Below are 706 nucleotides of genomic sequence, written 5' to 3'. Positions count from 1 at the left end.
CAGGCTTACCAGAACCATCCTCATAACCAGGCTCGAAGTTCTCATTCTGCTTGGTATCAGGAGCGTCACAAACCTCATTCTGCTGAGTCGTGTAAGTCCACGTCGTCTGGGCCCCCTCCGGGAAGGTAAAGCCCTCGGTCGGGAACGCTTCAACCTTGACCGTCTGACCGTAGTCGTAGACGTACTTGCCATCTGCGTCCGGGGTCAGCTCCTTGCCGTCGACAGTGACCTTGTACTCAACGCCCTCGGTCTCTTCAACAGTGACGTACGGCGGCTCCTCACAGGATGCCGGGTCGTCCGCAGAAGCACCCGTAGACGGGTTGTTCTCGGTCGGAGCAACTGGCGTTACCGGGGTAGCGTCCTTCTCAGTCACCGTGACAGTGACGTCAACCTCGTCGGTGGAACCATCCGGGTAAGTCACCTCAACCGGAACAGTGATCTTGTCATCAGGGGTAGCATCCTCAGGGATGGTAACGGTGATTTCACCGGTGTTCTCATCAATGGTCACACCATCTGGAGTACCTTCACCCGGGGCGAACGTGGTGCCATCAGGAGCAGTAGTCGGGTTGCCGTCCTTGTCCTTGAAGGTAGGCTCGTCGATCTTGACGTCCTCACCAGGCTTACCCGTACCGCCGTCGTACACCGGATCGAACTCTTCGTTCTGCTTGGTGTCAGGAGCATCCGGCTGCTCAACGGTGACGGTAAC

Annotated in this window: 1 protein-coding gene; it reads right to left on the bottom strand. The window is 57.6% G+C overall.

Features of this window, described 5'->3' with window-relative positions; all coding sequences use genetic code 11:
• Positions 1–706, bottom strand: a 706-nt coding sequence (locus tag HMPREF2781_RS04535; protein ID WP_210386004.1) for a YPDG domain-containing protein, incomplete at both ends; no start/stop codon positions are given.

Origin of the sequence: Corynebacterium sp. HMSC062A03, from assembly GCF_001811145.1 — a bacterium.
GTDB lineage: Bacteria > Actinomycetota > Actinomycetes > Mycobacteriales > Mycobacteriaceae > Corynebacterium > Corynebacterium aurimucosum.
The sequence above is the reverse complement of the archived record's forward strand: the minus strand, read 5'-3'. Positions and strand labels throughout refer to the sequence as shown.